The 24,505-nt window shown below is 72.5% G+C and carries 21 protein-coding genes; 8 read left to right on the forward strand and 13 right to left on the reverse strand.

The window, feature by feature from the left end; all coding sequences use genetic code 11:
• Window positions 1–35 precede the first annotated feature (35 nt).
• Window positions 36–1,568: a hypothetical protein gene (locus ACUP6Y_RS15680; RefSeq protein WP_462551686.1), complete on the reverse strand. Its 1,533-nt coding sequence runs from the start codon at window positions 1,566–1,568 to the stop codon at window positions 36–38.
• Between the two features lie 2 nt (window positions 1,569–1,570).
• The gene (locus tag ACUP6Y_RS15685; protein ID WP_462551687.1) at window positions 1,571–2,383 is read right to left on the reverse strand and encodes a protein kinase domain-containing protein; all 813 of its coding nucleotides are present in this window, start codon (window positions 2,381–2,383) and stop codon (window positions 1,571–1,573) included.
• Between the two features lie 149 nt (window positions 2,384–2,532).
• Between ACUP6Y_RS15685 and ACUP6Y_RS15690 the strand changes: the two genes are divergently transcribed.
• The 3 genes from ACUP6Y_RS15690 to ACUP6Y_RS15700 all read left to right on the forward strand — a co-directional run bounded on the left by ACUP6Y_RS15690 (window position 2,533) and on the right by ACUP6Y_RS15700 (window position 6,033).
• Entirely contained in the window at window positions 2,533–4,149 is a 1,617-nt protein-coding gene (locus ACUP6Y_RS15690; protein WP_462551688.1) for a hypothetical protein, read from the forward strand.
• Between the two features lie 37 nt (window positions 4,150–4,186).
• A complete protein-coding gene (locus ACUP6Y_RS15695; protein WP_462551689.1) occupies window positions 4,187–4,621 on the forward strand; it encodes a hypothetical protein in 435 nt (144 codons plus the stop codon).
• 161 nt (window positions 4,622–4,782) lie between these two features.
• Window positions 4,783–6,033, forward strand: a complete 1,251-nt coding sequence (locus tag ACUP6Y_RS15700) for an FHA domain-containing protein (RefSeq protein ID WP_462551690.1) — start codon at window positions 4,783–4,785, stop codon at window positions 6,031–6,033.
• 26 nt (window positions 6,034–6,059) lie between these two features.
• Here ACUP6Y_RS15700 and ACUP6Y_RS15705 read toward each other — a convergent pair whose 3' ends face one another.
• From ACUP6Y_RS15705 to ACUP6Y_RS15720, 4 genes are read right to left on the reverse strand one after another with little or no spacing between them, the layout of a single operon-like run.
• Entirely contained in the window at window positions 6,060–8,075 is a 2,016-nt protein-coding gene (locus ACUP6Y_RS15705) for a cation:proton antiporter (RefSeq protein ID WP_462551691.1), read from the reverse strand.
• Window positions 8,076–8,104: 29 nt separating this feature from the next.
• On the reverse strand, window positions 8,105–9,181 hold the full coding sequence (locus ACUP6Y_RS15710) for an ABC transporter permease (RefSeq protein WP_462551692.1): 1,077 nt from the start codon (window positions 9,179–9,181) through the stop codon (window positions 8,105–8,107).
• Window positions 9,178–10,077 (reverse strand): ABC transporter ATP-binding protein, encoded by a 900-nt coding sequence (locus tag ACUP6Y_RS15715; protein ID WP_462551693.1) that lies wholly within the window; start codon window positions 10,075–10,077, stop codon window positions 9,178–9,180. Before ACUP6Y_RS15715 ends, ACUP6Y_RS15710 begins: the two co-directional genes overlap by 4 nt.
• Before the next feature lie 22 nt (window positions 10,078–10,099).
• Entirely contained in the window at window positions 10,100–15,034 is a 4,935-nt protein-coding gene (locus ACUP6Y_RS15720; RefSeq protein WP_462551694.1) for an NAD-glutamate dehydrogenase, read from the reverse strand.
• A gap of 68 nt (window positions 15,035–15,102) precedes the next feature.
• Here ACUP6Y_RS15720 and ACUP6Y_RS15725 point away from each other — a divergent pair, with 68 nt between their 5' ends.
• Together ACUP6Y_RS15725 and ACUP6Y_RS15730 are read left to right on the forward strand one after the other, a co-directional pair.
• Window positions 15,103–15,585, forward strand: a complete 483-nt coding sequence (locus ACUP6Y_RS15725) for a DUF2505 domain-containing protein (protein WP_462551695.1) — start codon at window positions 15,103–15,105, stop codon at window positions 15,583–15,585.
• A gap of 1 nt (window position 15,586) precedes the next feature.
• Window positions 15,587–16,069, forward strand: coding sequence for a DUF2505 domain-containing protein (locus ACUP6Y_RS15730; protein WP_462551696.1), 483 nt, complete (start codon window positions 15,587–15,589; stop codon window positions 16,067–16,069).
• On the opposite strand, the gene ACUP6Y_RS15735 is transcribed toward ACUP6Y_RS15730, so the two are convergent.
• Window positions 16,066–16,239, reverse strand: coding sequence for a hypothetical protein (locus ACUP6Y_RS15735; protein WP_462551697.1), 174 nt, complete (start codon window positions 16,237–16,239; stop codon window positions 16,066–16,068). The two genes, ACUP6Y_RS15730 and ACUP6Y_RS15735, sit on opposite strands and share 4 nt — an antisense overlap.
• 8 nt (window positions 16,240–16,247) lie before the next feature.
• Entirely contained in the window at window positions 16,248–17,723 is a 1,476-nt protein-coding gene (locus ACUP6Y_RS15740; protein WP_462551698.1) for a wax ester/triacylglycerol synthase family O-acyltransferase, read from the reverse strand.
• Window positions 17,724–17,865: 142 nt separating this feature from the next.
• On the opposite strand from ACUP6Y_RS15740, the gene ACUP6Y_RS15745 reads away from it, so the two are divergent.
• Together ACUP6Y_RS15745 and ACUP6Y_RS15750 are read left to right on the forward strand one after the other, a co-directional pair.
• The gene (locus ACUP6Y_RS15745) at window positions 17,866–18,219 is read left to right on the forward strand and encodes a hypothetical protein (protein ID WP_462551699.1); all 354 of its coding nucleotides are present in this window, start codon (window positions 17,866–17,868) and stop codon (window positions 18,217–18,219) included.
• The gene (locus tag ACUP6Y_RS15750; RefSeq protein ID WP_462551700.1) at window positions 18,216–19,553 is read left to right on the forward strand and encodes a hypothetical protein; all 1,338 of its coding nucleotides are present in this window, start codon (window positions 18,216–18,218) and stop codon (window positions 19,551–19,553) included. Before ACUP6Y_RS15745 ends, ACUP6Y_RS15750 begins: the two co-directional genes overlap by 4 nt.
• 143 nt (window positions 19,554–19,696) lie before the next feature.
• Here ACUP6Y_RS15750 and ACUP6Y_RS15755 read toward each other — a convergent pair whose 3' ends face one another.
• Together ACUP6Y_RS15755 and ACUP6Y_RS15760 are read right to left on the reverse strand one after the other, a co-directional pair.
• Window positions 19,697–20,905, reverse strand: a complete 1,209-nt coding sequence (locus ACUP6Y_RS15755) for an AAA family ATPase (protein WP_462551701.1) — start codon at window positions 20,903–20,905, stop codon at window positions 19,697–19,699.
• A 7-nt stretch (window positions 20,906–20,912) separates the two neighbouring features.
• Complete coding sequence (locus ACUP6Y_RS15760) at window positions 20,913–21,584, reverse strand: hypothetical protein (protein ID WP_462551702.1); 672 nt, start codon at window positions 21,582–21,584, stop codon at window positions 20,913–20,915.
• A gap of 101 nt (window positions 21,585–21,685) precedes the next feature.
• Here ACUP6Y_RS15760 and ACUP6Y_RS15765 point away from each other — a divergent pair, with 101 nt between their 5' ends.
• Complete coding sequence (locus tag ACUP6Y_RS15765; RefSeq protein WP_462551703.1) at window positions 21,686–21,955, forward strand: helix-turn-helix domain-containing protein; 270 nt, start codon at window positions 21,686–21,688, stop codon at window positions 21,953–21,955.
• Here ACUP6Y_RS15765 and ACUP6Y_RS15770 read toward each other — a convergent pair whose 3' ends face one another.
• From ACUP6Y_RS15770 to sigE, 3 genes are read right to left on the reverse strand one after another with little or no spacing between them, the layout of a single operon-like run.
• Window positions 21,956–23,326: a S1C family serine protease gene (locus ACUP6Y_RS15770; RefSeq protein WP_462551704.1), complete on the reverse strand. Its 1,371-nt coding sequence runs from the start codon at window positions 23,324–23,326 to the stop codon at window positions 21,956–21,958.
• 55 nt (window positions 23,327–23,381) lie between these two features.
• Window positions 23,382–23,864 carry an anti-sigma factor family protein gene (locus ACUP6Y_RS15775; protein ID WP_462551705.1) on the reverse strand — a complete coding sequence of 161 codons (483 nt, stop codon included), beginning with the start codon at window positions 23,862–23,864 and terminating at the stop codon, window positions 23,382–23,384.
• On the reverse strand, window positions 23,861–24,472 hold the full coding sequence (gene sigE, locus ACUP6Y_RS15780) for an RNA polymerase sigma factor SigE (protein WP_462551706.1): 612 nt from the start codon (window positions 24,470–24,472) through the stop codon (window positions 23,861–23,863). Before sigE ends, ACUP6Y_RS15775 begins: the two co-directional genes overlap by 4 nt.
• Window positions 24,473–24,505: the final 33 nt, after the last annotated feature.

The following is a 24,505-nucleotide window of genomic DNA, read 5'->3' on the forward strand; positions in this document are numbered from 1 at the left end:
GGTCGCCGCGCGACCTCCTCGACCATCCGGGGCCCTCAGCCGTCCGAGGGCCACCAGGACTCGAGCTTGGCGAGGTCGCCGTCGAAGTTGCGGGCGACGCCGTAGCAGTAGCAGTCGTCGGCATCCCAGTCCCAGTAGAGCGTCGCGGTGTCGCCGGAGCTGTCGAGGTAGGCGTAGTAGCCGCCCTCGGTCGGGCCCTCGCCGAAGCGCCAGGTGCCGCCACCGCCCTGGGAGCCGGCCTGCTGGTACTGCTTCTTGTAGTACTTGCGGTCGGCCTTCATCTCCTTGCGGGTGGCGTAGCGGCCGACGCTGACGATGATCCCGCTCTCGTCGGTGTCGCAGCTGCTCTCCTCGGTCTCCCCGGTGAAGAAGGTGCGCTCACGGGTGCATTTCGCGACGTCCATGTTGATCTTGATGAACTCGATCAGCTTGGGGTGGGCCGGGGCGGTCGGCTCGGTGACCCGCGGGGAGGTGCTGGTGAAGGTGGCGACGACGGCGTCGATGGTGGCGGTGCCCTCGCCCTCGAGGAGCGCGGACTGCTTGGCGCCCTTGCTGTCCCAGTAGACGACGGCCGGGTCGGTGGTGCCGCCCCGCTCGGGGTCGTACTCGTAGAGGGCGGTGGCGTCGTTGTCGGCGGTCATCGTGCCCGCGCGGTAGTCGAGGCGGGCGGTGCGGGCCGCGGTGAGCGCCGCCTCGTCGGCGTAGGTGACCAGGCGCAGGGTGCCGGTGCTGACCGCGCACTGCACGACCTCGCTCTCGCCCGCGCCGGGCTTGGCGGCCTTGCAGTCGGAGGTGCCGGTCGAGATCTGGCTGGCCAGCGTGCTGTAGCGCTCGTCGAGGGCCTCCGGGCTGACGTCGACCGCGGGCTCCTTCGGGCCGCTGGACTCGGTCTTGCCCGGATCGGGGTCGTCGCCGCCTCCCGACAGGGCGACGGCGCCGGCGACCCCGCCGCCGACCAGCACCACGCCGGCGACCGCGGCCGCGATCCAGATCCCGGCGCCGCGCCTCGTCGGCGGCGCCGGCGCGGCATAGCTCGCCGGCGGCGCGTAGCCGCCGGGCACGGAGGGGTACGACGCGGGCGCGGCGTACGGGGTCGGGGCGGGCGTCGGAGTCGGCGCGGCCGGCGCCGGTGGCCAGGCCGTCGGCGGCGGCGACTGGTACGGCGCCGCGACGGGGGCGGGCGCGGCGGTCGGGGGCGGCAGCTGCCCGCTGGCCGGACGGCTGGAGCGGTAGCGGAGCACGACGGCGACGGGAACCTTGCCGACGGCGTACCCGAGCACCGCGGCAGCCCAGCTGGACGCGGCCTGGTCGTCGCCGCCGCGATCGCGAGCCAGGCGCAGCCCGGCCTCCTCGACGGCGCGGCCGGGGTCGGCGCCGCCGTCGATCATCTCGCCCAGTGGGTTCAGCACGCCGAAGCGGACCGCGTCGACGAGCAGGTTGATGTCGCCGGTGCTCGCCTGGTCCTCGGCCAGGACGTCGTCGAGGACGCCTCGGAAGCCGGCGGCGTCGTCGAGGATGCCGGGACCGTGCTCGGCCACCAGCTCGCGCAGGGCCTCGTGCAGCTCCATGCTCAGACCGCCGACCCCAGGTCGGCGACGAGCCCGGAGATGCGGTCGGCGACCTCGGCGGCGGTCCGCGGGCGGGCGGCGACATCGGTGGCCAGGCAGGCCTCGACCAGGTCGCGGGCGACCGGCGGCAGGTCCGCGGCGAGGGCGGGCTGGGAGGCGAGGATCGAGCGCACCAGCAGCAGCGGCTCGGTGTCGCGGAGCTCGCCGTAGACGCCGGCGCCGGTGACCGCGAAGTGCAAGGTGGCGCCCAGCGACCAGATGTCGCTGGCCCGCGAGGCCTGGGCCCCGAGCATGATCGCGGGGTCGGTGAACTCCAGGCCGATCTGCCCGAGCCCGGTGGTGACCATGCCCGGGGACAGCAGCTGGGACAGCCCGAGGTCGGCCAGCCGCCCGCCGTCCTCGGCGAGCAGCACGTTGGCCGGCTTGATGTCGCGGTGGGCGATGCCGCGCTCGTGGAGCGCGTGGGCCGCCAGGGCGGCGTCGCGGACCGCGGCGACCCGCTGGCCGGCGCCGATCTCGACCTGCGGGCTCTCCAGCGAGCCGAGTGGCAAGAACTCCATGGCGTAGTAGAAGGCGCCACCCTGCCGTCCGGCGTCGTAGACGGCGACCAGCCGGTCGGAGTCGGCGACGCTGAAGTGCTTGAGCTCGCGCGTCGCCCGGCGGAAGGCGTCGTCGGAGGTGGGGCCGGCGATCACCTTGACCACCACCTCTCCGGCGGGGATGCCCAGCCTGGCGGGAGCCGTGGCGAGGTAGTTGGTGCCGTAGTTCGACTCGCCCAGCGGGCGCACGAACTCGTAGTCAGCGATTCCCTGCACGCGGATCCTCCAGCCTCGTCGTCCAGCCGGGTGCCTCGGCCAGGGTCCAGCATGTCACGCCGACCCGGGTGAAGAGCAGCGATTCTCGCGGCACAGGAGGGGTAAAGCGGTGTAGCGTTCCGGACGCCGTCAACGACCGAGGAGGCACCTTGATCGATCCCACCGCGGCATCCGTGGTCCCGACCACCGACCCGTCGACGTACCTGCCCGCCCAGCCGATCTCGGGCGACCTGAACGACCAGCTGCTCCAGACCGACTTCTGGACCGACGACATGGTCGCGGCCGCGGGGATCCCGATCGTGGACGTCCCGTTCGTGACCATCGGCGGCGGCATCGGCAGCTTCGTGACCGTCGACTACCTGCGCATCGCGGGCGTGCCGACCTCCCAGATGCGGGTGCTCAGCACGCTCGACTTCCCCTGGCAGACCTACGAGTACCTCACCCGGGTCTCCCAGGTCCCGCGTCCCGAGCGGATCCGATCCGACTCGGCGTCGCGACCCGACAACATCTGGGGCTTCCCGTCGTACGGCTTCGCCGAGGGCGTGCGGCACTTCGACCTCAAGGTGCTCTGGCAGCTGTTCAGCGAGCCGATCTTCGAGGACTACTACACGCCCAAGGCCGGCAACGTCTTCCAGCAGCTGGAGCGCGAGGCCAAGCGGATCGCGTACGACGAGATGCTGGTCAAGGGCCTGGTGCGCATCGTCCGGCGCCGGTACGGCGGCGGCTACTTCACGATCCTGACGCCGCCCGAGGGCGCCTCGGCCACCAAGCGGGTGGCGTTCCGCTCGCAGTACGTCCACCTGGCGGTGGGCTACCCCGGCCTGAAGTTCCTGCCGGAGCTGCAGCGCTACCGCACCGAGAACAACGACTACCGCCACATCGTCAACGCCTACGAGGCCCACGAGCACGTCTACGAGCGGCTGGTCCAGACGCCGTCGACGGTGCTGGTGCGCGGCGGCGGCATCGTGGCCTCGCGCATCCTGCAGCGGCTGATGGACGACCGGGAGAGGCACGGCGCGCAGACGAAGATCGTGCATCTGTTCCGGACCTACATCCACGGCACCAACGACGGCTACGGCAACGAGGAGGATCAGCGCCCCGGCGGTGGTCGCACCCGGGTCACCATGCGCCGTCGCGGCGGCGACGGATGGGCCTACCAGGGCTTCAACTACCCCAAGTCGGTGTGGGGCGGCCAGCTGAAGGCCCAGATCCGCGGGCTCGAGGGCGAGCAGCGCGCCGAGCTGTACAAGCGGATGGGCGGCACCAACACGCCGTACCGCAAGAGCTGGCAGCGGCAGATGAAGCAGGGCCGGCGCGAGGGCTGGTACTCCTGCGTCGTCGGCACGGTCGACGAGATGCGGCCCAGCGGCGAGCGGATCCTCAACCAGGTCCGCACCGCCCAGGGCGTCGTCCCGCTCGAGGTCGACTTCGTCATCGACTGCACCGGCCTCGAGGCCGACATCGCCGAGCACCGGCTGCTCAAGGACCTGCTCGACCACGGCGGCGCCAGTCGCAACCCGGTCGGGCGGCTCAACGTCGATCGGAGCTTCGAGCTGATCGGCACCCAGTCCGGCGGCGGCGCGATGTACGCGTCCGGCGCGACCACGCTCGGCGGCTACTTCCCCGGCGTCGACACCTTCTTGGGCCTGCAGGTCGCGGCGCAGGAGATCTACGGCGACCTCAACAAGCGCGGGTTCTGCAAGCGGATCGGGCCGGTGCGCTCCACCCTGCAGTGGTGGAAGTGGCTCGCGGGGAGCGCGCCGTGAGCCGGCTCGTGACGACGACCGAAGGAGTGCGTGCCTGATGCTGCCCACGCTCAACGGCCGGATCCAGACCCGGATCTTCATGCTCGTCGTGTTCGGCGGCCTGATCACGCTGGTGCTGACGCCGATCCTGCCCGGCGACCCGGACTACCGCACGACGTACCTCATCCTCGCGGCGGTGCTCGTGCTCGGCGTGCTCTGGGAGCTGGTCTACCACGCCATCCAGCAGCTGCGGTGGGAGAAGGACTGGCCCACCATGTTCGGCCTGATCACCGCGCTCAACGAGGGTGCGCTGGTCTGGCTGCTGCTCGACCTCGAGCTCGTGCCCGGGATCGACTACCCGTACGACGGCGTGCCGTTCTGGGCGTTCTTCGTCGACTTCACGGTGATCTGGCTGGTCGTGTGGGTCTGGACCAACGGCCCGATGCGGGTCCCGTTCATCCGGTGGCGCTTCTTCGGTGGAAGGATCGTGTAGGCCGTGTCTCCCATTTCCTGGCGGCGCCCGGGCCGCCCAGCACGCACGCTGGCGGCGTTGCCGACGCTCGACGTGCGCCCAGCATGCCTTCGCGCCGGCGCCTTGCCATCGCACGCACTGGACGACCCGCGCATCCACCGAGAAATGGGAGACACGGCCTCATGACACACACCTCGGCAGACGACTGGACCGCGGCGACGGTGGTGCCCGGCCCCGGCGGCGGCACCCTGGCCCGGTTCGGGCCGGTCGTGCTCCTCGTCGGCTCCGACGACCCGGACGTCGTGCGGCCCTACCTCGAGCACGCGGAGATGGTCGCCGCCAACGGCGGGCAGGGCCGCCAGCTGATCCGCGGGTTCGCGCTGATGCTGTCGACCACCGTCGAGACGTCGCCCGGCTTCGCGGCGGTCGCGCCGCACACCACCGGGCTCGCGGTGTTCGTCGACGGCGACGTCACGGTGAGCGTCGACGGCGAGGAGATCAGCGGCGCGCAGTCGCTGGCGTGGGTGGAGCGACTGCTGCCGTGGCCGGTCGGCTCGGTCTCCGCCTGGCTGACCGGCGGCGCCGCCCCGGCCGCGGGGGCGTCGTACCGGCTCGACGGCGGGGTCGTTCCTGCCGGCTCGTTCCTCGTCCCCTCCGGTGGCGGTACGCCGGTCGAGCCGGTCCTGCGGCCCGCGACCCAGGTCCGGGCCCCGGAGCCGGTGGCCGAGCCGGTCGCGGCGCCGGTGGTCGAGCCCGTGGTGTCGCCGGTGGTCGAGCCCGTGGTCGAGCCCGTCGTGGCGCCGGTCGCCGGCCGACCGCTGCCGCCGGCCCCGGCCGACGAGCACGTGAGCTTCCAGTCCGTGCTGATGAGCGAGGTCGACGACGACCTCGACGACTTCGAGCCGCTGCCGATCGTCGAGGACGCGGCCCAGGTCCGCGACGACCACGCCCACGAGCAGGTGCGCGGCGTCTACTGCAAGAACCAGCACTTCAACGACCCGCGGGTGCTGTTCTGCGGGATCTGCGGGATCAACATGGTCCAGCAGACGCCGGTGCTCGTGAGCGGACCGCGCCCCCCGCTGGGCGTGATCGTGCTCGACGACGGCGCGGTGTTCCAGCTGGACATCCCCTACCTGCTGGGCCGCGACCCCGGCCCGGACGAGCGGATCGTCGCCGGCGAGTTCCGGCCGCTGCCGATCATCGACCAGTCCAACCAGGTCTCGCGGGTCCACGCCCGACTCGAGCTGCGCGGCTGGGACGTCGTACTGGTCGACAACGACTCGACCAACGGCACCTACGTCCACCTGCCGAAGACGCCCGACTGGGTGCGGATGCCGCCGGGCAGCGAGCAGGTGCTGGTGCAGGGCACCCGGGTCCGGATCGGGCACCGCACCCTGGCGTTCAACACCCACGCGGGCAACGCGACCGGCTGATTGTCACACCACTTGGTAGGCCGACCCTAGACAACCGCCTCCGCGGCGAGCGGCACGGCCGCGAAGTCGACGGGGGCGGCGTCGAGCTCGGCGCGGACCCGGACGGCGGCGGCGCCGTCGAGCGCCCCCACCTCGACGGGTACGGCGGCCAGCGGCCCCACGTCGGCGGCCGGGTCGGCGAAGCGGACTCCGCGCGCCTCGAGGGCGGAGCGGGCGGCGGCCTGGCGGCGGCCACCGTCGCCGCGCAGGGCGAGGGTGGTGTCGCGGGCCAGGGCGAGCCGGGCACCGAGGACGACCGCGGCCTCGCCGTCCGAGCCGGCGGTCCAGTCGACGACCACGGGGGCGTCGCGCTCGGGGGGCGTCGCACCGGCGGCGACGACGGCGACCGGCGACTCGCTGGCGGCCACGACGGCGGCGAGCGCGGGATCGTCGGACCAGGCCACCAGGCCCTGGGGCACGAGCGCGCCGACCAGCTCGACCAGGTCCTGCTCGACGTCGGCGCTGGGGTGCGCGATGACCCGGACGGGGACGCCGAGCTCGTCACCGAGGTGGACCAGCGCCTGCTGGCGCTCCATCGCCGCGGCCATCTCCGCGAGGTCGAGCGACAGGCCGCTGCCCACCTCGAGCGGGCGGCCCTGCGGCGTGAGGTCGGCGAGCACGATCTCGGCCGGGCGGGCGCCGGCCAGGGCGGCCACGGCGAGCTCGACCGGCAGCCGGTTGTCCTGGCCGTCGCGGGCCAGCACCAGGATCCGGTCGACGGCCTCCTCCCCCAGCGCGGCGCGCTCGGCCTCGGCGATGTCGCGGGCCACCCGGCGCCGCGGGTAGACGACGCCCAGCAGCGGGCCGGTCATCACCGTCGTGACCAGGGCCATGATCACCATCATGGTGAACAGCTCCTGGCTGAGCAGGCCCTTCTCCAGGCCGACGTTGAGGATGATCAGCTCGGTCAGGCCGCGGGTGTTCATCAGCAGGCCCAGGGCGCTGGCCTGCCAGTGCGGGACCTGCTGGAGCCGGGCGCCGACGTACGCGCCGACGTACTTGCCAACGATGGCGACCGCGAGGATCCCCAGCAGGGGCACGATGTGCTCGGCGCCGAGGCCGCGGATGTCGACCTTGAGGCCGGAGAGCAGGAAGAACACCGGCAGCAGCAGGAGCACCGAGATCTGCTCCAGGCGGACCAGGATCTCGTGGCGCAGGGCGGCGGCGTTCTCGTGCGGGATGATCGCGCCGAAGAGGAAGGCGCCGAAGATGTAGTGGATGCCGAGCACCTCGGTGGTGGCCGAGAAGAGCAGCATCCCCACGAGCACCACCGAGAGGATGGTCGGCGTCAGCTCGCCGGCCCTCTGGTACGCGCGGGTCAGGCCGGCCAGCGCGGGGCGGACCACGAACACGGCGACCAGCACGAACGGGATGGCGAGGTAGATGGCCCACGCCGGCAGGTGCCCGTGACCGGCGTCGACGCCGGCGATCGCGAGCACGACGGCCAGCAGGGTCCAGGCGATGATGTCGTCGGTCGCGGCGCACGCGAGCGCCAGCCCACCGGTCTCGGTGCGGTGCATCCGCCGGTCGGTGAGGATCCGGGCGAGCACCGGGAACGCGGTGATCGACATCGCCGCGCCCATGAACAGCGCGAACGGCCAGAACTCCGCGTCGGCCGGCTTCAGCGCCTCGGTGGCGCCGCTGCTGACGAACAGGTGCGCCAGTCCCAGGCCGAGCGCGAACGGCAGCGCGATCGAGGTGAGGGACACCGAGACGGCGACCTTCTCGCGACCGCGGACCAGCGACAGGTCGAGCTCGAGACCCACCACGAACATGAACAGCACCAGGCCGACCCGGGCCAGTACGTCGAGGAACCCGCGCTGGTCGACCGGGAAGAGGTCCTGGCTGAGCTGCATCCCGAGCAGGCTCGGGCCCAGCAGAACGCCCGCGCCGATCTCCCCGACGACGGGCGGGATGCCGATCCTGGCCACCGCCGATCCCGCGAGGCGGGCGACGACGATGATCAGTGCCAGGAGGGCCAGGAGGACGGCGAAGTCGAGCACCGTCGTAGCCTAGGGGTTTTTGCCCGTGCTCAGGTGGTCTCCCAGCGGAACAGCCGGGCGGCGAGCCCGGTGATCACGACCGCGAAGGCGGCCAGGATCAGCAGCGGCGCCACGGCCGAGCCGGGTCCCTGGCCGCGGACCATGACGTCGAGCATCCCCTCGTTGAGGTGCTTGAGCGGCAGCACGTCCGAGACCCGCCGCAGCCAGGTCGGGGCAGCGTCGAGCGGGAAGAAGGAGCCGCTGAGGAAGGCCATCGGCAGAACCAGGAAGTTGGCCAGGTTGACGGCCCCCTCGACCGTCTTCGCCACCGCGCCGGCGAACAGCCCCAGCGCCATGAAGCACAGCGTGCCGACGACGACCAGCGGCAGCGCCATCCACCACGAGCCGGTCAGCTGGAGCCCGAAGGCCGCCGCCCCCAGGGCGATGAAGATCGTGAACTGGACGAGCGCGATGGCCAGGGTGACGGCGATCCGGGCGGCCACGACCGTGCCCGTGCCGACCGGGGCCAGCTGGAGCCGGCGCAGCAGCTTGGACTGCCGCCAGCCCTGCAGCGTGGCCGCGGCGCCGAAGGCGGCGCTCATCGCGATCGCCCACCCCATCAGGCCGGGCGTGACGAACTGGATGGTGGTCAGGGACTCGTCCTCGACCCGCTCGGTCACCAGCGTGAACTTCGGCGGCGTGCCGCTGAGCGCGACATTGGTGCCGTCGACGAAGGCACGCAGCGTGCCCTGGGTGACGGCGGCCTTGACCTGCTCGGCCTGGGTGTAGTGCGCGACCAGCTCGTCGCCGCGCTGCTCCAGCGCGACGTCGGCGTCCCCCTTGCGCACCTGCTCGAGCGCGTCCTCGAGGTCGTCGCTGTGGGTCACCTCGAAGGTGTCCTCGAAGGCCCCCCGGGCTCCCTCGGGCAGCTCCTGGACCAACGAGACGTCGCCGACCTGGATCATGTCGACCTTGGACTGGTCCTGGTCGGAGAAGAGCCCCCCGAAGAGGACCAGGAACATCAGCGGGAAGATCACCGCGAAGAAGACCGATGCCTTGTCGCGGGCGAAGCCGCGCAGGATGGCCAGCGAGAGGGCCCAGAACGGCGACTGCTGCCGGGCGCTCATGCGCGGTACTCCCGTCCGGTCAGCGCCAGGAAGACGTCCTCCAGCGTGCCGGTCTGGACCCGGACGCCGTCGAGCCGCTGGGAGGCGGCGAGGGTGCCGAGCACGGTGCCCGGATCCCGGGTCACCAGCACCACCCCGTCGACGCCCTCGTCGGTCTCGAGGACGCCGTCGATGGCGGCCGCGTCCTCGGCATCGAGGGCGCCGGGCGCGACCCGGATCCGGGCCGGCGCGTCCAGGCCCCGGACCAGCGCCGCCGGGGTGTCGAACTGCAGGATCCGGCCGTGGTCCATGACCGCGACCCGGTCGCAGAGCACCTCGGCCTCGTCCATGTAGTGCGTGGTCAGCACGACCGTGCGGCCGCTGTCGTTGATCGAGGAGAGCAGGTCCCACAGGTTGCGCCGGGCCTGGGGGTCCAGGGCCGCGGTCGGCTCGTCGAGGAACACCAGCTCCGGGTCATGCACCAGGGCGCAGGCGATGGACAGGCGCTGGGCCTGACCTCCGGAGAGGTTCTCGACGCGGGTCTCGGCCTTGTCGGTGAGCCCGACGCGTTCGAGCCACTCGTCGGCGGTGGCCCGCCCGACGCCGTACAGGCTGGCGAAGGTGCGGATCTGCTCGCGGGCCGTGAGCCGCTCGAAGAACGACGAGGCCTGGAGCTGGACGCCGATGCGGGGCTGCAGCCGCGGGTTGCGCGGCCACACCGGCTCGCCGAGCACCTCGACCCCGCCGGCATCCGGCTGGCGCAGGCCCTCGACCATCTCCAGGAGCGTGGTCTTGCCGGCGCCGTTGGGTCCGAGCACCCCGACGAACTCCCCCTCGGCGACATCGAGGCTCACGGCGTCGACGGCGACCAGGTCGCCATACCGCTTGGTCAGTCCGGTCACGTGGATGGCAGTCATCCCTGATGACCCTAACCCGGGCTCAGGCCAGCAAACCTCGCACCACCCGCAGCCCGACGGAGACCTTCGCGATGTCGGCCGGCTCGTCGGAGCAGACCGCCGCCAGCGCGCCGATCGCCTTGTCGACCACCCCACCGGCCGCGGCCTCCCACGCGGCGACCCGGCGGGTCGCCGCCTCGGCCGGGTCGTCGACGCCGTCGAGGTCGCCGGTGGCCGCGAGCACCTCGGCGGTGAGCTGGGCGTGGACGGCGTGCAGGTCGTCGCGCAGGGCGGCGCGAGCCATGGTCTGCCACTGGTCGGCCCGCGGCAGGTCGACGATGCGACGCTGCAGCACGGACAGACCGAGCCGCTCCCCCAGGGCGAAGTGGACCCGCGCCACCTCCGCCGGCGGCAGCTCGTGGCGCTCGGCGATCTCGACGACGTTGAGCAGCGTGTAGGCGACGTCGAACGACGCGACCCGGCCGGCGAGGTCCTCGGGGACGTCCTGGTTGACCAGCGACGCGCGCCGGGCCTCGTACGACGCGAGCTCGGCCCCGGTCAGCAGCCGAGGCAGCTCGAGCATGGTCGCCTGGACGGGCGCCGCGAAGAACTCGACGTTGCCCTGGCTGTCGAGCGGAGGCCGCCGGTTGGTGACCAGCCAGCGCGAGGCCCGCTCGACCAGGGTGCGCATCTCGACCCGCATCCGGGTCTGCACGGCCGCGTCGAGGACGTTGTCGTACTGCTCCAGCTCACGCCGCAGGCCGAGGGAGCCGAAGATCTCGCGGGCCACGAAGTTGGCGCGGGTGAGCTCGACGGCACTGGCCCTGGTCTCGCCGGCCAGGCGCGGCCAGTACGTCATGCCGGCGCCGTTGACCAGGAAGTTGACGACCTGGGTCACGATGATCTCCCGCCGCAGCGGGTGGGTCGCGATCTGCTCCGGGTACGCCGCCTGGACCCGCTCGGGGAAGTAGGACTCGAGGTCCACCACCAGGTAGGGGTCGTCGAACAGGTCGGAGGCCAGCAGCTCCTCGGCGAGCACGATCTTGGTGTAGGCCATCAGCACCGACAGCTCGGGCTGGGTGAGCGTGCCTCCGGCCTCGATCCTGCGAGCCACCTCCTGGCGGGAGGGCAGGTCCTCCAGCTCGCGGTCGAGCAGCCCCTGCGCCTCCAGGTCGCGCATCCACTGCTCGTGGACGTGCAGCAGCGAGCCGGCGTTCTTGGCGGCGTTGGCGAGGGCGAGGTTCTGGTCGTAGTTGTCGCGCAGCACCAGCTCGGCGACCTCGTCGGTCATCGACGCCAGCAGCTCGTTGCGCTGCTTGCCGGTGAGGTCGCCGTCGGCGACCACCCGGTCCAGCAGGATCTTGAGGTTCACCTCGTGGTCGGAGGTGTCGACGCCGGCCGAGTTGTCGATGAAGTCGGTGTTGATGCGGCCGCCCTCGAGGGCGTACTCGATCCGGCCCCGCTGGGTGAAGCCGAGGTTGCCGCCCTCGCCCACGCAGCGGGCACGCACCTGTGCACCGTCGACACGGATCGCGTCGTTCGACTTGTCCCCCGCCTCGGCGTGGGTCTCGGTCGAGGCCTTGACGTAGGTGCCGATGCCGCCGTTCCAGAGCAGGTCCGCCGGCGCGAGCAGGATCGCGTGCATCAGCTCGGCCGGGGTCATCTGCTCGACGTGGCCGACGATGCCGAGGGCCGCGCGGATGCGGTTGTTGATCGGGATCGACTTCGCGCTGCGCGAGAACACACCACCACCCTCCGAGATCAGCGACCGGTCGTAGTCCTGCCAGCTCGACCGGGGCAGCTCGAAGAGCCGCTTCCGCTCGGCGAAGGAGGCCGCGGCATCGGGCTCCGGGTCGAGGAAGATGTCGCGGTGGTCGAACGCGGCCACCAGCCGGATGTGCTCGGAGCACAGCATCCCGTTGCCGAACACGTCGCCGGACATGTCACCGATGCCGACGACGGTGATGTCCTCGCTCTGGCAGTCGATCCCCATCTCGCGGAAGTGCCGTCGTACCGACACCCAGGCGCCCTTCGCGGTGATGCCCATCGCCTTGTGGTCGTAGCCCACCGAGCCGCCGCTGGCGAAGGCGTCGCCCAGCCAGAAGCCGTAGTCCTTGGCGACGCCGTTGGCGATGTCGGAGAAGGTCGCGGTGCCCTTGTCGGCGGCCACGACGAGGTAGGAGTCGTCGGCGTCGTGGCGCACGACGTCCGGCGGCGGCACCGTCTCACCGGCGACCAGGTTGTCGGTGACGTCGAGCAGGCCGCGGATGAACGTGGTGTAGCAGGCCACGCCCTCGGCCAGCCAGGCCTCGCGGTCGCTCGCGTCGGGCAGCTGCTTGGCGTAGAACCCGCCCTTCGCGCCCACCGGCACGATCACGGTGTTCTTGACCATCTGCGCCTTGACCAGGCCCAGGATCTCGGTGCGGAAGTCGTCGCGCCGGTCCGACCAGCGCAGGCCGCCGCGGGCGACCGCGCCGAAGCGGAGGTGGACCCCCTCGACGCGCGGCGAGTACACGAAGATCTCGAACCGGGGCCGCGGCTCCGGCAGGTCCGGGATCGCCGACGGCTCCAGCTTGAGCGACAGGTACGACTTGGGGACGCCGTCGTCGCTTTGGAAGTAGTTGGTGCGCAGGGTGCTGCGGATGTGGGTGAGGTAGGACCGCAGGATCCGGTCGTGGTCGAGGCTGACCACGTCGTCGAGCGCCGCGCGCACCTTCTCGACCAGCGCCTCCTCGCGCGCCGACCGATCCGGCTCGGCGGCGGGGTCGAAGCGCACCTCGAAGAGCGCCACCAGCAGCTGGGCCAGGTCGACGTTGTCGACCAGCGCCTGCTCGATGGAGTCGACGGCGAACGGGCTGCTGCCCTGCTTCATGTACTTCGCGTAGGCGCGCAGCAGCATCGCCTGGCGCCAGGTCAGCTCGGCCCGCAGCACCAGCCGGTTGAAGCCGTCGACCTCGGTGTGGCCGTCCCACATCGCGCGCATCGTCGCCGCGAACAGCTCGCGGGCGTGGTCGGGCAGCGCCTCGCCGTAGCGCAGGCCGAAGTCGTAGATGTGGGTGACCCGCTCCAGGCCGGTCAGGCCGTAGGGACGCTCGTCGACGACCTCGACGCCCATCGAGGCCAGCATCGGCAGCACCGCGCTCAGCGAGAGCGGCTCCCCGACCCGGAACATCTTGAGCCGGGCCTCTCCGTCGGCGGCGTCGACCTCGGCGTACAGGGACTGGTCGCGGCCGTCCTCGCCGCGGATCCCCTCGATCCGGCCGAGGTCGACCGCGGCGGTGCGCGGGGTGAAGTCCTCCTTGTAGGCCTCGGGGAAGGCGTCGAGGTAGCGGCGACCGAGCAGCGCGCCGACCTCCTCGCCGTACTCCGCGATCACGGCCTGGAGGAAGTCCTCCTGCCAGGAGCGGGACGCCTCGACCAGGCGCCGCTCGAGGTCGGCGGTGTCGATGTCGTCGGGGATCAGCTCACCCTTGGGCAGGTGGACGACGAAGTGGACCCGCGCGGTCGTCGACTCGTTGATGCTGACGTTGAACTCGACCGCGTCGGGACCGATCCGGCCCTTGCCGATCTGCTCGGTGAGGATCTCGACGAAGCGGTGCCGGACACCGGTGTTGTAGCGGTCGCGCGGCAGGTAGACGAGCACCGACAGGTAGCGGGCGTAGGTGTCGCGGCGGATGAACAGGCGCACGGCACGACGCTCGCGGGCCTGCATCGCGGCCTCCACGATGGGGCCGAGCTCGTCGACCGGCGTGTGGAACAGCTCGTCGCGCGGATAGGTCTCGAGGGTGTCGAGCAACGCGGCGCCGTCGTGGCTGCGGGCGTCGTACCCGCTGCGCATGAGGACCTCGTCGACCTTCTCCCGCAGCAGCGGGATGCGCAGCAGCGACTCGGTGTAGGCGGCGCTGGACAGCAGGCCGAGGAAGCGGCGCTCCCCCACGACCTCGCCGTCGGGGCCGAAGGTCTTCACGCCGACGTAGTCGAGGTACGCCGGGCGGTGGATCGTGGAGCGCGAGTTGGCCTTCGCCAGGACCAGCAGCCGCTTCTCGCGGGCCTTGGCCTTGACCGCGTCCGGCAGCTTGCTGAACGCGACCGACGTGTCGCCCTCGGAGGGGTGCTCGCGCAAGATGCCGAGGCCGCTGCCGGGCACCGGCCGCAGCACGTCGTCCTCAAGGCCCTCCCGGCCGCCGTCGGCCGCGTCGACGGGGACCCGGTCGAGGACGTACTCGCGGTAGCCGAGGAAGGTGAAGTGCTCGTCGGCCAGCCAGTCGAGGAGCGCGGCAGCCTGCCGGACCTCCTCTGCGGGCAGCGGCGGCGGGTCGGACGCGAGGCCGGCCACGATCTCGGCGACCCGCTCCTGCATCCCCGGCCAGTCCTGGACCGACGCCCGCACGTCGCCGAGCACCCGGCGGCAGTCGGCGACGACCTGCTCCGGAGTGTCATCGCCCTCGCCGCTGAGCCGGCCGATCTCGACGTGCATCCAGGACTCGCGAACCGCGCCGTCGGCGGGCGCGGTCGAGCCGGACGAGACGGGCTCCGCCGACAGCAGGCGCCCGGACGCGTCGCGGCACACGTCGAAGGTCGGGTGGACGACGGTGCGGACGTCGTGGAGGCCCCGACCCAGCTCCATCGCCACCGAGTCGACGAGGAAGGGCATGTCGTCGACGACGACCTCGACCACGGAGTGGCCGCCCGCCGACCAGCCGTTCTCGGCCACCGTCGGCGTGTAGACCCGGATCTTGGCCTGGCCCGGCCGCCGCTCGAGCGCGAGATGGTGGTGGGAGGCGAAGGCGCCGTACACGTCGAGGTCGCCGCGGGCCGCGAGCTCCTCGGTCGCCACGTGCCGGTAGTAGGCCGGCAGCAGGGCGGGCAGTGCCTCACGGGGTGGCGCCCCTGATCCCTTCGCGGGTCCGGCCGCCGCGGCGGCCTGCTCGAAGATGCGGTCCCGGTCGGCCCCCTGCGAGGAGGGCAGCGTCGTCATTGACACGACTCGACACTAGGACCTCCTCCTCACGCCTCACAACCGGGCCGTGCGACATGATGTCTCGCATGCGATACAGCCGAGAGCTCGCGTACGACGCCCCGCCGGAGGAGGTGTTCGCGATGCTCGCGGATCCCGCCTTCCGGGAGCGGGTCGGCGCCGCCCAGGACGTCGTGTCCATCGACGTCACCCTCACTCCGGCCGGCGCCGGCTTCACCCTGGTCAGCGACCAGGTGCAGAACACCGCCGGGCTGCCCGCGATCGCCAAGAAGATCGCCGGCGACACCACCCAGGCCGTGATCCGCGAGTCGTGGACCGACCCCTCGTCGGGCACGATCGAGATCACCGCCCCCGGCAAGCCCACCCGGGCCACGGGCACGATCCGGCTCGCCGCGGCCGGCACCGGCACGACGTGCGTCCACGAGCTCGACGTCGTCGTCAAGGTCCCCCTGATCGCCGGCAAGCTGGAGAGACTGATGGCCGACAACATCGACGCGGGCCTCACCACCGAGCATGCGGTGGGCGTGGCCTGGCTGAAGGGAGAGCGCTGAGATGGCGACCCGACTGGTACACGAGATGAGCTACGACGCGCCCGCGATCGAGGTCGCGGCCATGCTGAGCGACCCGGTGTTCCGCGAGACCGTGTGCCGCAACCAGCGCGCGACGTCGTACAGCGTCGAGATCGAGGGCGACGTCGACGCGAAGGCCGTGCGGATCGAGATGGAGCAGCCCACCGACAAGGTGCCGGCGTTCGCCAAGAAGTTCATCGGCGAGACCACCACGATCGTGCAGACCGAGACCTGGTCCGGCCCACTGACGGCCACCGTCACCGTCGCCATCCCCGGCAAGCCCGGCGAGATCACCGGCACCGCCACCCTGGTCGAAGCGGACGGGGTCACCAAGGAGACCGTCGCGCTCGAGATCAAGGTGAAGATCCCGCTCGTCGCCGGCAAGATCGAGGAGCTGCTCGCCAAGCTGCTCGGCAGCGCGCTGCGCGCCGAGGAGCGCACCGGCAAGGAGTGGCTCGCGAGCTAGTCGTTGTGCTCGTGCTCCGCCGCCTCGTCGACGTCCTCGTCGCCCTCCGCGCGGCGACGGACCGCGATCACGATCCCCAGCACCACGAACGGCCCGAACGCGAGCACGATCGTGGCGATCTGCTCGACGGGGTGCAGGGCACCGAGGTGCAGCGGGATCACGGGGCCCATGATCCCACTCAGTCTTCCTCGTCCTTCGCGGACCCCTTGGCCGCGGCCTTCGTCGTACGACGCCCGCGGGGCGCGCGCTGCCGCGTGGCCGAGGACAGGTCGATCAGCTCGTCGAGCGCCTCGCGCACGCACGCGCCCAGCACCTCGGCGTCGGGAATCCAGTCGCGGTCGGCGGTGATGCCGTAGTAGACCCCGCCGTCGTACGACGTCACGCCGATCGCGAGCGGGTGGCCGGGCGTGAGCGGCGGGACGGGGTAGCTGGCGAGCATCCGGGCGCCGGCGGCGTGGAGCGGGGCCTGCGGGCCGGGCACGTTGGTGACCGAGAGCTGGTAGCCGCGGCGCAGCTCGACGGAGGCGACCCGCGAGCCGATGGCGTGGAAGGTGGTCGGCGCGAAGCCGGCGATCCCGGTGAGCCGGTTGGCGGCGACGCTGCGACCGGTGTCCTTGTGGGCCTGAAAGGAGTAGGACACCTGGTGCAGCCGGACCACCGGGCTCGGCTCGCCGATCGGCAGGTCGACGAAGTGGGCGGCGATCTGGGTGCCGAGCGAGGTCGCCTCGAGCTCCTCGTCGATGACCGAGACGGGGACGACGGCGCGCACCTGGCGCAGCCCGCCCATCGACTCCGAGCGGGTCATCAGCCAGGCGCGGAGGGCACCGGTGACGGTGGCGAGGATGACGTCGTTGACGGTGCCGCCGTGGGCCTCGCGGATCCGGCGGTAGTCGGCGAGCCGGGTCGCCACCGTCACGATCCGCCGCTGCTGGGACAGCGGGCCGTTGATGACGCCGCGGGTCTTGGGCCGGCGGCCGGTCGCGGCGGCGAGGAAGGAGCGGGCGCGCTCACTGCGCCGGTCGGCGGTGCGGGCCAGGGCACGGGAGCCGGTGCGGACGGTGTCGAGCAGCTCGCCGGGGTCGGTGAGGTTGTCGCGGACGGCGGTGGCCAGCAGGTTGGCCGGGTTAGGCGAGCGGCGCGGCTGCCAGTCGTCGGGCTCGAGCGCGCGTGCCTCCGGCTGGAGGTCGAGCAGCAGCTGGCCCAGGTCGACGGTGTGGACACCGTCGACCAACGCCTGGTGGGTCTTGGAAAGCAGCGCGACCCGGCCGCCGTCGAGGCCCTCGACGAAGTAGATCTCCCACAGCGGCCGGCTGCGGTCCAGCGGGCGGGACACGATCCGCGACACCAGCTCGAGCAGCTGGGCGGAGGTGCCGGGCCGCGGCAGGGCGGAGCGTCGTACGTGGAAGCCGAGGTCGAACTTCTCGTCGTCGACCCACACCGGGTTGGCGAGGTGACCGGGAACCGCCTGCAGCCGCTGCCGGTAGCGCGGCACGAACGCGATCCGGTCGCGGATCAGTCCGACGAGGCGGGCATGGTCGAGCGCGTCGGGTCCCTCACCGGGATCGAAGATCTCGATGGTCGCGTTGTGCTGCGGCGTCTCCGGCGACTCCTGCTCGAGGAATGTCAGGTCCCGCGGGCGCACCCGGTCAACCACGTGGCTCCCACCCTCTCCGGTCGGATCCCCAGGACACCGGCGACCGGCCCCATCCGGTCGTCTTGGGATCACATGAGATTCTGGCAGACGACATCGACCATCCGTGGATTCGTCCGCGGGTGTTCTTGCGACAGGAGGAACCATGCAGCGGCTGCTGGGTGCGGCGCTCGCCGGGATCGTGCTGCTCGGCACCGTGACCGCATGCGGATCCGACGAGAAGACCGGCTCCCAGGAGAAGGTCGTCGTCGACATCACCGTCAAGGACGGCGAGATCACCCCCAAGGGCGACCGGGTCAAGGTCTCCACGGGCCAGCCGATCGACCTGGTCGTGACCGCCGACACCGCCGGCTCGCTGCACATGCACTCCGACCCGGAGCAGGAGTTCGCCTACGACGCCGGGACCACGACCTTCCCGATCACGATCGACCGGCCCGGCGTGATCGAGGTGGAGTCGCACGACCCGCCTCAGATCATCGTCCAGCTCGAAGTCCGATGACCCCGCTCACCGGCACCGTCGAAGCCCACGGCATCGGCGGCCAGGCCGACCTGCCGATCTCCCTCGAGCTCGCCGTGTCCGGCGCCGTCGCCGCGCTGGTGGTCTCGTTCACCGTCCTGGTCGTGGCCTGGCGCCGCCCGCGGTACGACGCCGGCGCACACCCCGGCCGTCCCGCGCCCGCCTGGCTGGACCGGGTCACCGGCACCACCGGGTTCACGCTGGCGCTGCGCCTGGTCGGCCTGGTGGTCGCCCTCTACACGGTATTCGCCGCGGTCTTCGGCCACGACACCCTGACCAACCCGTTCTTCGGCATCTTCTACGTGTGGTGGTGGGTCGGACTCGTCTTCGCCTCGGCCCTGTTCGGCCCGGTGTGGCGGGCGATCAGCCCGGTGCGCACCATCAACGCCTGCATCGCCAAGCTCGCCGGCAGCGACCCCGACGAGGGCCTGGTCCGCTACCCCGAGCGGCTCGGGCACTGGCCGGCGGCGCTGGGCCTGTTCGCCTTCGTCTGGCTGGAGCTGGCCTCCACCCACCCCACCGAGCTCGGCACGGTCCGGCTGTGGTGCGCGATCTACGTCGGCGCGATGCTCATCGGCGGCGCCGTCTTCGGCAACCGCTTCTACGAGAGCGCCGACCCGTTCGAGGTCTACTCCTCGCTCATCGCGAAGCTCTCCCCTTGGGCTCGGGTGCCCCCAGGCCGTCTGGTGCTGCGCAGCCCGCTCGCCAACCTCGCGACCATCCCGCCCACGCCCGGCCTGGTCGGCGTGGTCGCCGTGCTCTTCGGCAGCACCGCCTTCGACTCGTTCGCCGAGTCGTCGTTCTGGATCAGGACGTACCAGAACGCCTCGGTCAGCAAGTTCCTGCTCGACAACGTCGCGCTCGTCGTGTTCTGCCTGACCGCCGGGGCGCTGTTCGGCATCGCCTGCGCGCTGACGCCCTCGCGCGCCGAGGTCCCGCGCCGCCGACTGCCGCGCCACTACGCCCACTCGATCGTCCCGATCGTCCTCGGCTACATCCTCGCGCACTACCTGACCCTGTTCATCGACGTCGGCACGCAGACCCTCGCCCGCGCCAGCGACCCGCTGGGCAAGGGGTGGGACATCCTCGGTACGGCGGCGGTGGAGCCGTCGTACTGGTTCTCCTACCACCCCGAGGTCCTGGCCACGATCAAGGTGCTGGCCGTCGTGGTCGGCCACGTGGTCGCCGCGATCGCCGCCCACGACCGGGCGCTGAGCCTGCTGCCCAAGCGGGACCAGATCACCGGGCAGCTGCCGCTGCTGATCGTGATGGTCGGGTTCACCGCGGGCGGGCTGTTCCTGCTGTTCAGCTCCTGAGCGCCTCGAGCGCGAGGACGCTGCGGAGTCCCCCGTCCGCCTCGGCCATGAGGCGGTCGAACCTGGCCCACGGGCCGCGGCCGTCGCGTAGAACCGGGACCGAGAGGGCCGTCTTCATGGACGAGGACAACTGATTACGACCGTCATGTCGAAGCCCCCGCCATCGCGTCGAGCAGCCGCGCGATCCCGCGGGTCAGCGCGGACTCGCCGGCCTCCACGAGCAGCCGGCCGGCGACCAGCGCCCGGTCGACGGCAGCCTGGTCGTCGGGCAGGAAGCGGACGTCGAGGTGGGGGCCGAAGCCGGCGAGCATGGTGATCACGTCGGCCTCGCGCCAGCCGAGAGTCGGACGCATCCGGTTGACGACCACGCGCACCCGCGGGTCGGGGAGGTACCCGTGGAGCTCGGTGAGCGAGCGGGCCAGCCGGGCCAGGCCGACCGGGTCGGCGGAGCCGACCAGAACGATCTCGTCGGCCACCTCGACGGCCTCGCGGGTGAGCCCGTTGCGCTCGGGGCGGCCGCTCACCTCGCCGACATCGGGCTCCAGGCTGAAGCCGGTGTCGAGGACCACCTGGCCGTCGCGACGGGCCCGCTCGACGATCGCGGTGAGGGTGCCGGGGCGCAGCTCGACCCAGCGGTCGGGGCGCGGGAGCCCGGTCAGCAGCCGCAGCCGGTCCGACAGCCGGCGCTGCACGGTCGCGAACCGCTCGTCCAACGTGCCGGCCGCGACCAGGCGCGCCGCCGAGAGCAGCCCAGAGACCTCGTCGAGGACGCCGAGCTGCTGGGCGACGGCGCCGCCGTGGGGGTCGGCGTCGACGAGCAGGGTGCTCAGTCCGCGGCGCGCCAGCTCGCCCGCGAGGCCGCTCGCCACGGTGGTGCGGCCAGGCGCTCCCCCTGCGCCCCAGACCGCCAGCACCCGGCCCGCCGGACCGTCGAGCGGCCGGGGCGCGGGGTCGTCGAGGACCGGCAGCACGTCGTACGACGGGGCGGGGCGGGTGGGATCGGCCGGCGCGGTCACCAGGTCGGCCAGCTCGGCGACCCGGTCGGCGGCGAGGACCGCGACGACGCCGATCCGGGCGGCGCGCGGCTGGACGGCAGCGGGGTCGGCGGCCACGCCGACCACCCGGACGCCGTGCTGGCGCAGGTCCTCGACGACGCCCTGGTCGAGGCCGGGCAGGTCGGCGGCGACCACCGCGACGTCGGCCTGACCGGTGTGGGCGGCGGCGAGCAGGTCGGCGACGTCGACGCACCGCTTGAGCAGGACCGTCCCGGGATGCTCGGTGAGCGTCGTCAGCGCGCGGGACTCCCAGGCGGCGCCCGAGGAGACCAACAAGACGACCGTCACGCCGGCCATGCGCGCCTCACGACCGCTGCAGGACCCGGATGACCGGGTCCTGCAGGGCACCGAGGAGCTGCTCGAAGTCCGCCGCCCGGTCGTCGTCGACCGCGACGACCAGCTGGCGCGAGCCGGTGACGGCGAAGCTGTCGTCGTACGCCGGCGCGGCCACCACCGTGACCCCGCTCAGGGCCGGCCCGTCGGCCCTCCCGTCCTCGCCGTCGCGGGTGCCGTCGGTCAGCCACACGTCGATCACCGAGCCCGTGGCCACGTCCGGGGGCACCCGGTTGGGGTCGACCTCGAGCGGGACCCGCAGCACCTCCGCCGCGTCGGCCGGGCCGACGGCGGAGCGGGCCAGCAGCTCGCCGTCGCCGACCGTGCGCACCAGCACCAGGTCGTCGGGGACCGGCTCGTCGGCGGCGAAGTAGCGGCCCAGCGTCGCGCCGTCGGCGAAGCGCACCCGCTGAACGACGAGGTCGCCGGACCCGACCGGCGAGCCGGCGCCCCGCTCGCCGCTCATCGCCCACACCGTCACGGTGTCGTCGGCGGCCGCGAGAAGTCGCGCACCGAGGACGACCGAGCCGGTGACGAGCAGCACGCCGAGCCACAGCCGTGGGTCACGCCACGCCGGCCGGGCCACCCGTCGGGCGGCAGGAGGGACGGGCGCGCCCGTCGAGTTCCCGAGATCTCTGGACATCAGGTCATCATGCAGGGCGGACGGCCTGACGTCACCTGCCCGTCCACAGGCTCGCCGTGGCCCTGGCTGCGCAGGTCGGGACCGGATGCGACGATGGGGCCATGCCCGACCGTCCCGGCCCGACCGGCCAACCCGGCCAGCCCGGCAGCCCGCGCTTCCTGACGCTCGCCGACGTCGCCGAGGTGCTCAACACCTCGAGCGCGCAGGTCTACGCCCTGGTCCGCCGCGGCGAGCTGCCCGCGATCAAGATCGGCGGGCGTGGGCAGTGGCGGGTGGAGGCCAGTCGACTCGAGGACTACATCGCCCAGCAGTACCGGCAGACCGAGCAGTACGTCGCCGAGCACCCCTTCGTCGAGTCCGAGGTCGAGTGACTATCCTTCCTCGCCGTCGAGAGTGACCTCGACCTTCCTCTCGTTCGAGCCACGGGTGATGGTGAACTCGATGGTCTGGCCGGGCTGGTAGGTCCGGATGGCGACGATCAGCGCGGTGCCGTCGGCGACCCGGCTGCCGTTGACGTGGGTGATCACGTCACCGCGGCGCAGACCGGCCTTCTCCGCCGGGCTGTCGGCGATGATCTCGTCGAGCTCGGCGCCCTCGCCGCTCGTCACGCCGCCGGTCTTCACCTTGGCGCCGATGACGGGGTACTGGGCCTTGCCGGTCTTGAGGATCTGGTCGGCGGTGACCCGGACCTGCTCGACGGGGATCGCGAAGCCGACGCCGATGTTGCCGGCCTCGGAGTCGACCGAGCCGCCGCCGGCGGTCGCGATGGCGGAGTTGACGCCGATCACCTCGCCCTTCTGGTTGACCAGCGGGCCGCCGGAGTTGCCGGGGTTGATCGCGGCGTCGGTCTGGATCGCGTCGATCCACGACGAGTCCTCGGCCGAGGAGCCGGTGGTGACCGGGCGGTGGAGGTAGCTGACGATGCCGGAGGTGACGGTGTCGGGCAGGTTGAGCGGCGAGCCGATGGCGACGACCGGCTCCCCCACCTGGAGCTTGGCGGCGTGGCCCAGCTTGGCCGGCGTGAGGTTGTCGTGCTTCTTGACGTACAGCACGGCCAGGTCGTAGATCGGGCTGCGGCCGACCACCTCGGCGTCGTACCGGTTGCGGTCGTGGTCGACCACGACGATCGGGCCGTTGTCCTTGGCCGCCTCGGCGACGACGTGGTTGTTGGTGACGATGTGGCCGTCGCCGTCCATCACCCAGCCGGAGCCGGTGGCACCGGCGGCCTCGCCGCCGTACTCGGCGATGATCTGGACCGTGCTGGGCAGCACCGCCTGGGCGACGTCGGCGACCGATCCGGGCGCGGCCAGCGGCGGGTCCTGCGCGAGGTCGACGCCGGCGAGACCGTCGCCGGAGTAGGCGGGTCCGCCCGGCGAGTCGTCGGAGATCTTGTCGTAGGCGAGCGCTCCGAGCAGGCCGCCGCCGAGGCCGACGACCAGCGCGATCGCAGCGACCACGGGAAGCACCCAGCCGACCGGCCGCGCGGCGCTCCGCTCGGCAGGCGGCGCGGGCATCCGCACGGTCAGGTCGGGCGCCGGCGGGGGCGGCGGCAGCGACGGGACCAGGCCCGGCAGCGGCGTGGTCGGCTCGGGGGCCGGATCGGGCAGCGGGGCGGCGCCGGGCCCGGGCGGCGCCCACTGGGGGTGCGGCTCGGGAGCAGGCTCGGACGACGGCACGTCGAGCGGCGCCAGGGGCGCGAGCGGCTCGGTGGGCTCGTGGTCGGGATCGTGCGCGTCGGTCACGGGACCATCATGTCCGATCGCCCCACACCCGGCCGCCGCAGGGACGCGGGGACGGTCAGGGCAGCATCCGGCGCAGCGGCACCGGGACGAAGGGGCCCCGGACCGGCGTCCGCGACGTCCCGGAGGTGCCGGTCGGCGACGGGACCGTCGTGTTGATCTGCGAGGCCGGCGGGCGGCGGTCGGCGGGCGGCGCGGACCCCGGCGCGAAGCCCAGCGCCAGCACCCCGAGCATCGCGGCACCGATCGCGCTGCCGCCGATCATCACCGCGCCCGTGGTACGACGGTGAGGAGCGTGCGGCTCGGGCCCGAGGAGCGCGTCCCCGGGCGGCATGCTGAGCAGCGAGCCCTTGAGGCCGGAGGGAGCGCCGCGCTCGGCGCCGCAGAGCCCGGCCAGCCGGGTCTTCACCCAGCCCTCGCGCTCGACCAGGTCACGGCAGGCGTGGCAGGCGTAGACATGCGCCCATGCCTCCTCGGCCTCCCGCGCCGAGAGCTGTCCGTCGAGGAGCGCGCTCACCCGGTTGCCGAGGTGGCCGATCACCTCACGGCTCCCTCGGAGAGCAGGGGCGCGGGTCCGGCGTACCGGGTGCGACCCGCGGCGGGGGCACGGTGGGCCAGGGCGGTGCGCAGCAGGGCGCGGCCGCGGTGGATCCGAGAGCGGACCGTACCGAGCTTGGCACCGAGGATCTCGGCGATCTCCTCGTAGCTGAGGCCCTCGATGTCGCACAGCACGACGGCGGCGCGGAAGTCCGGGGGCAGGGACGCCAGCGCGGCGGCCACGTCGTCGTCGAAGGTCTGCTCGGCGTATGCCAGGTCGGGGGCGGGCGAGGCGCTCGCGAGGCGGGCGGCACGCTCGTCGGACAGGGCGTCGAAGCGGATCCGCTGCCGACGGCGGGCCTGGTCGAGGAACAGATTGGTGGTGATCCGGTGCAGCCAGCCTTCGAACGTGCCGGGGGTGTAGGTGTGCAGTGAGCGGAAGACACGCACGAAGACCTCCTGGGTGAGGTCCTCGGCGTCGTGACGGTTGCCGGTCAGTCGCAAGGCGAGCCGGTAGACACGGTCGGAGTGCTCCTCGACGATGGTCCCCCAGTCCAGGTCGGACGGTCCCGGCCCGGCGGGCTGGGGGTGGGGATCGGCGGGCTCCTTCATGGTGGCCTTCCTCCGCTGGATCAGCGCCAAGGT

This window comes from Nocardioides sp. S5-5 (assembly GCF_054954065.1).

What these genes read in the sequence shown, in the direction of transcription:
- ACUP6Y_RS15765 (WP_462551703.1), top strand. Translation starts at nt 21,686, where the DNA reads ATGCCCGACCGTCCCGGCCCGACCGGCCAACCCGGCCAGCCCGGCAGC.
- ACUP6Y_RS15720 (WP_462551694.1), bottom strand. Translation starts at nt 15,034, where the DNA reads ATGACGACGCTGCCCTCCTCGCAGGGGGCCGACCGGGACCGCATCTTC.
- ACUP6Y_RS15700 (WP_462551690.1), top strand. Translation starts at nt 4,783, where the DNA reads ATGACACACACCTCGGCAGACGACTGGACCGCGGCGACGGTGGTGCCC.
- ACUP6Y_RS15750 (WP_462551700.1), top strand. Translation starts at nt 18,216, where the DNA reads ATGACCCCGCTCACCGGCACCGTCGAAGCCCACGGCATCGGCGGCCAG.
- ACUP6Y_RS15735 (WP_462551697.1), bottom strand. Translation starts at nt 16,239, where the DNA reads ATGGGCCCCGTGATCCCGCTGCACCTCGGTGCCCTGCACCCCGTCGAG.
- ACUP6Y_RS15680 (WP_462551686.1), bottom strand. Translation starts at nt 1,568, where the DNA reads ATGGAGCTGCACGAGGCCCTGCGCGAGCTGGTGGCCGAGCACGGTCCC.
- ACUP6Y_RS15715 (WP_462551693.1), bottom strand. Translation starts at nt 10,077, where the DNA reads ATGACTGCCATCCACGTGACCGGACTGACCAAGCGGTATGGCGACCTG.
- ACUP6Y_RS15725 (WP_462551695.1), top strand. Translation starts at nt 15,103, where the DNA reads ATGCGATACAGCCGAGAGCTCGCGTACGACGCCCCGCCGGAGGAGGTG.
- ACUP6Y_RS15710 (WP_462551692.1), bottom strand. Translation starts at nt 9,181, where the DNA reads ATGAGCGCCCGGCAGCAGTCGCCGTTCTGGGCCCTCTCGCTGGCCATC.
- ACUP6Y_RS15730 (WP_462551696.1), top strand. Translation starts at nt 15,587, where the DNA reads ATGGCGACCCGACTGGTACACGAGATGAGCTACGACGCGCCCGCGATC.
- ACUP6Y_RS15695 (WP_462551689.1), top strand. Translation starts at nt 4,187, where the DNA reads ATGCTGCCCACGCTCAACGGCCGGATCCAGACCCGGATCTTCATGCTC.
- sigE (WP_462551706.1), bottom strand. Translation starts at nt 24,472, where the DNA reads ATGAAGGAGCCCGCCGATCCCCACCCCCAGCCCGCCGGGCCGGGACCG.
- ACUP6Y_RS15760 (WP_462551702.1), bottom strand. Translation starts at nt 21,584, where the DNA reads ATGTCCAGAGATCTCGGGAACTCGACGGGCGCGCCCGTCCCTCCTGCC.
- ACUP6Y_RS15745 (WP_462551699.1), top strand. Translation starts at nt 17,866, where the DNA reads ATGCAGCGGCTGCTGGGTGCGGCGCTCGCCGGGATCGTGCTGCTCGGC.
- ACUP6Y_RS15755 (WP_462551701.1), bottom strand. Translation starts at nt 20,905, where the DNA reads ATGGCCGGCGTGACGGTCGTCTTGTTGGTCTCCTCGGGCGCCGCCTGG.